This window comes from Amycolatopsis sp. NPDC003861 (genome assembly GCF_053605405.1).
Genome location: NZ_JBSGJD010000420.1, coordinates 1 through 4973, shown reverse-complemented (window position 1 = coordinate 4973; position 4973 = coordinate 1). Strand labels below are relative to the sequence as shown.

Here is a 4973-nt window from a genome sequence, read left to right as displayed (position 1 = left end):
CGAGCCGGGCGTCACCCGCCCGGCTCGGCCGCGGATCCGTCAGCTACAACCCGAAGTGGCGCCGCAGCCTTCGCAGGCGTAGCACGAGCCTGCCGGGCGCATCTTCGTTCCGCACGTCATGCAGAGCGGGGCGTCCGCTGCCTTGCCGAGACGGAGCTCCATCAGCTCCGTCGTCGTCTGGGCTTCGCGGTGCGGGTGCTCCGGCTCTGCCACCTGCGGCTCCGGTGATGCGTCCACAGTGGACTGAAGGGCTTCGAGGTCGACCTTCGGGGCGCCGTAGGACGCCTCGACTTCGGCCGAGCGCTCGTCCGCCGAGAGGATGCCCAGCTGGGAGCGCTTCTCGTACGGCAGGTAATCCAGGGCCAGCCTGCGGAACAGGTAGTCCATCACGCTCGTCGCGATGCGGATGTCCGGGTCGTCCGTCATGCCCGCCGGCTCGAAGCGGAGGTTGGAGAACTTCGAGACGTAGAACTCGAGCGGGATGCCGTGCTGGAGGCCGACCGAGATGGACATCGAGAACGCGTCCATCACGCCCGCCAGGGTCGACCCCTGCTTGCCCAGCTTGACGAAGATCTCGCCGAGGCCGTCGTCCGGGTACGAGCCCGCCGTCAGGTAGCCCTCCGCGCCGCCGACCGTGAACGACACCGTCTGGCTCGGACGCTTCTTCGGCAGGCGCTTGCGGACCGGGCGGTACTCGACCACCTTCTCCGGCTCGGCAGCGGCGGTCTCCGAAGTCTTCTTCGCCGTCGACAGCGGCTGGCCGACCTTGCAGTTGTCGCGGTAGATCGCGAGGGCCTTGAGGCCGAGCTTCCAGCCCTGGAAGTAGATCTCCTCGACCTCTTCGACCGTCGCCGACTCCGGCATGTTGACCGTCTTGGAGATCGCGCCCGAGAGGAACGGCTGCACCGCGGCCATCATCCGGACGTGGCCCATCGGCGCGATCGAGCGCTCGCCGACCGCGCAGTCGAACACCTCGTAGTGCTCGGGACGCAGCCCCGGCGCGTCGACGACGTGGCCGTTCTGCGCCACGTACTCGACGATCGCCTCGACCTGCTCACCCGGGTAGCCCAGCGCCTCCAGCGCGCGCGGCACGGTCTGGTTGACGATCTGCATCGAACCGCCGCCGACGAGCTTCTTGAACTTCACCAGGGAGAAGTCCGGCTCGATCCCGGTGGTGTCGCAGTCCATCATGAAGCCGATGGTGCCGGTGGGGGCGAGCACCGAGGCCTGCGCGTTGCGCCAGCCGTGCTTCGCGCCGATCTCGATGCCCTTCTGCCACTCCTCCGTCGCCAGCGCGCGGACCGCGGCGTCGTTCGAGTGGTAGGTGCGGACGAGTTCGTTCGCCGCCGCATGCTTGCGCATCACGCGCTGGTGCGCTTCGGCGTTGCGCGCGTAACCCTCGTACGCGCCGACGACCTGGGCCATCTCGGCCGAACGCCGGTACGACACGCCCGTCATCAGCGACGTGATCGCCGCCGCGAGCGCGCGGCCGCCGTCGGAGTCGTACGCGTGGCCCAGCGCCATCAGCAGCGCGCCGAGGTTCGCGTAGCCGATGCCGAGCTGGCGGAACTTCCGCGTGGTGTCGGCGATCGGCTCGGTCGGGAAGTCCGCGAAGCAGATCGAGACGTCCATCGCGGTGATGACGAACTCGACGGCGCGGGCGAACAGCGGCGCGTCGAACGTGCCCTCGGGGGTGACGAACTTCAGCAGGTTCAGCGACGCCAGGTTGCAGCTGGAGTTGTCGAGGTGCATGTACTCGCTGCACGGGTTCGACGCGGTGATCCGGCCCGACTCGGGGCAGGTGTGCCAGTCGTTGATCGTGCCGTCGTACTGGATGCCGGGATCGGCGCACTCCCACGCGGCCTGCGCCATCGTGCGGAACAGCTTCTTCGCGTCGGTGCGGTCGATGACCTCGCCGGTGAGCCGGGCGCGCAGGCCGAAGTCGGTGCCGTTCTCGACCGCCTGCATGAACTCGTCGGACACGCGGACCGAGTTGTTCGCGTTCTGGTACTGCACCGAGGAGATGTCCGCGCCGGAGAGGTCCATGTCGAACCCGGCGTCGCGGAGGACCTTGATCTTCTCCTCTTCGCGCGCCTTGGTCTGGATGAACTCTTCGATGTCCGGGTGGTCGACGTCGAGGACGACCATCTTCGCCGCGCGCCGGGTGGCGCCGCCGGACTTGATGGTGCCCGCGGACGCGTCGGCGCCGCGCATGAACGAGACCGGGCCGGACGCGGTGCCGCCGGAGGTCAGCAGCTCCTTCGAGGACCGGATGCGGGAGAGGTTGAGGCCGGCGCCGGAGCCGCCCTTGAAGATGAGGCCCTCCTCGCGGTACCAGTTGAGGATCGACTCCATCGTGTCGTCGACGGCGAGGATGAAACAGTTGTGGACGCGGAGGTTCCCGGACAGGTACTCGCCGGATTCCGTCTGGATGTCGTAGACCGGCAGCTCGCCGCGGCTTTCGATCGCGGCGATCTCCAGCCGCTTCCGCTCGTGGGCAGGCAGGCCGGGCTTTTCGAAGGACGCCTCGAGCTTCGCCGTCTTCACCGGATCGACGAAGCCGATCTCGTCCGCGAAGATCCGCCGGTCACCGGCGTTCTGGATGCGGATGCCCCAGAGGTCCTGCCGGTTCTCCTTGTCGCGGCCCACGCGAGCGAAGATGCCGAACCGGGACAGAAGCTGCTGGACACCTCGGATCAGCTGCTCGCCGATCATGTCCACCGCCACCAGAGTGGATCGTTCGCGGGCGGAGACGTAACCCCCAGCCTGGAAGATGTTCCGCAGATAAGCGGCCACGACCGGAAGCGGCGCCGTGTACAAGTGCTCCGGCACCACCATTTCGGTACCGCGAGCGCGCAGACCCCAGTGGTCGAAGAAGTTCTCGAGAACATCTCCGCCGAGCCGGGCACGTTGACTGTCCGGGCAGATGCGGTCGAGCGCGTCTCGCACCCAGTCCGCTTCGCCAGCTTGCACGGTCATCGCTTCGATCGTGAGCGAGCCTGCGAGAGCGGCTTCGGCGATGTCGGCTTCCCTGATCTCCTCTTCACCGAAAGCGGCCCGCCGGTGCCACTCGAGCTGGTCGCCGACCCGCAGGTCGCCGGCGGGCACGAACTTCCCGCCACCCGCGCTCGCTCGCCACACGAGGTGGTCCGCTGTCACGTCGAGAACGTGGCCCGACTTCGTCGTGACCCGCAGGACTTCCTTGATCCCGTTCGCCTTGGTGGCGACGACCTTGGTCAGGCCGTGCGCGTCGTACACCTTGGCACCCACGGCGTTCAGCTCGACGAAGCGACCGATCGGCACGGCGCCGCCGGGGGTGCTCACCAGGGCGTCGTACGGCTGGCACGCGCTGACCTGCTGTTTCGACGGCGTGCCGACGTTGAACCAGACCGGGGAGTTGAAGCTGAAGACCTGGTGCAGCAGCATCCAGGTGAGTTCGTGCTCGAAGATTTCGAGGTCCTGCGGCGTGGCGAAGTAGCCGTGGTCGCGGGCGGCCTTGACGTAGGTGTGCACGACCCGGTCGATGAGCTGCTTGAGGCTGCGCTCGCGCTGCGGGCTGCCGACGGCGCCGCGGAAGTACTTGCTGGTGACGATGTTGGTGGCGTTGACCGACCAGAACTCGGGGAACTCCACGCCGCGCTGCTCGAAGTTGACCGAGCCGTCGCGCCAGTTCGTCATGACGACGTCCCGCTGCTCCCAGGTCACCTGGTCGTACGGGTGCTGGCCTTCGGTCGTGAAGACGCGCCGCACGCTCAGCCCGCCGGCGGCCTTGCTCTTCTTGCCGGCGGCCGCGCGGGCCCCCGTTCCCACGGTTTCCGTCATCGGTTGAACCCTCTCCCGCAGCGGGACGGCTCAGTCGCCGTCTTCGCGCTGATCGCTGTCCTTCTCGGCAGCAGCACCCGCCATGGCCTCACGCAGGTCGGCGATTTCCTTCTCGAAGTCTTCGACCGAGGAGAAGGAGCGGTAGACACTGGCGAACCGGAGGTAGGCGACCCCGTCGAGCTCACGCAGCGGGCCCAGGATGGCCAGGCCGACCTCGTGACTCGGGATCTCCGCCAGCCCGGCGGAGCGGATCGACTCCTCCACGCGCTGTGCGAGCTGCTGCAGCGCGTCGTCGTCGACCGGCCTGCCCTGGCAGGCGCGGCGGACGCCGCTCACCACCTTGTCCCGGCTGAACTGTTCGGTGACCCCGGACCGCTTGACGACGGCGAGCACCATCGTCTCCGACGTCGTGAACCGCCGCCCGCACGACGCGCACGAGCGCCGCCTGCGGATCGCCTGGCCTTCATCCACCTCTCGGGAGTCGACGACCCGAGAGTCCGCATGCCGGCAGAACGGGCACCTCATCCGCCGATCACCTTCCCCTCCGCGCCGGCCGCCCGCGGTCGACGTCCCCGCGGCCACCACGCAACCCCTGCACCTGGTGATCGTTTTGTGGACATCCGGTGGGTAAAGGCCGACCAGCTGTGGACAACTGCTGCCCAGTCTACCCCAACCTGTGGACCAACTACAGCGGTGTAACTACTACATATAGCGGCGAAGGGTAGAACTCGAGAGGTGCGCGCGCAAGCGGCGCGCCGGACCCGGTCCACGCCCGGGTGAGCGCGGTTGACGGCCCCGGTGGATCAGGGTGCGGGGACGGCGGCGGCGTCCGCCACCGGGACGGTGAGCGGCAGCCCGGGCACCAGAACGGCCTGGTCCAGGCGATTCAGCTCCTTGATCCGGGCGACAACCGCGCCAGGCTCACTGTCTGGCGCGAATCGGGCGGCCAGCGAAGCGAGCGTGTCGCCCTGGCCGACGGACACCGTCGCCGTCCTCTCCGGCACCGGGGCGCCGGACGACCCGCTCCCCAGAAGACCCAATCCGGTGATCATGAGGCAGCTCGCGACGGCGAGCGCGGCGAGCCAGGGCCACCGCACCGGCACCCGCCGCGGCGCCGCGCACGGTGCCCCGGCCGGGCGCCGGCCCGCCAC

The 4973-nt window shown here is 68.7% G+C and carries 3 protein-coding genes; all 3 read right to left on the bottom strand.

Annotated elements, in window-relative coordinates:
- Positions 1–39: 39 nt before the first annotated feature.
- A complete protein-coding gene (locus ACWEVN_RS46515) occupies positions 40–3822 on the bottom strand; it encodes a vitamin B12-dependent ribonucleotide reductase (RefSeq protein ID WP_452055538.1) in 3783 nt (1260 codons plus the stop codon).
- 30 nt (positions 3823–3852) lie between these two features.
- The gene (gene nrdR, locus ACWEVN_RS46510; protein WP_033261941.1) at positions 3853–4347 is read right to left on the bottom strand and encodes a transcriptional regulator NrdR; all 495 of its coding nucleotides are present in this window, start codon (positions 4345–4347) and stop codon (positions 3853–3855) included.
- 278 nt (positions 4348–4625) lie between these two features.
- A partial coding sequence (locus ACWEVN_RS46505) for a LysM peptidoglycan-binding domain-containing protein (RefSeq protein ID WP_452055537.1) occupies positions 4626–4973 on the bottom strand: 348 nt, incomplete at its 5' end.

What these genes read in the sequence shown, in the direction of transcription:
- ACWEVN_RS46515 (WP_452055538.1), bottom strand. Translation starts at nt 3,822, where the DNA reads ATGACGGAAACCGTGGGAACGGGGGCCCGCGCGGCCGCCGGCAAGAAG.
- nrdR (WP_033261941.1), bottom strand. Translation starts at nt 4,347, where the DNA reads ATGAGGTGCCCGTTCTGCCGGCATGCGGACTCTCGGGTCGTCGACTCC.